We start from the raw sequence: 237 nt of genomic DNA on the forward strand, positions 1-237 counted from the left end.
GGATACAAAATCACTTTGATTGCCGGAAAACGACGCTTCAAAACATGCAGAATATCGTGTACCGCTGCCCCATCCGGTGAGGACACAATGCCGATGGTTTGCGGCAAAGCCGGCAACGGTTTTTTATGAGCGGTATCAAACAGACCTTTCTGACCCAATCTGGCTTTTAACGCTTCATAGGCGCGTTGCAAGGCCCCGCTGCCTGCTTCTTCCATATGCTCAACAACCAGCTGGAAA

The 237-nt window shown here is 50.2% G+C and carries 1 protein-coding gene; it reads right to left on the reverse strand.

Features of this window, described 5'->3' with window-relative positions:
• The coding region (locus B3O33_RS14650; protein WP_292363900.1) for an exodeoxyribonuclease VII large subunit at window positions 1–237 on the reverse strand (237 nt) is incomplete at both ends.

The organism is Methylophaga sp. UBA1464 (assembly GCF_002325665.1).
Classification (GTDB): domain Bacteria; phylum Pseudomonadota; class Gammaproteobacteria; order Nitrosococcales; family Methylophagaceae; genus Methylophaga.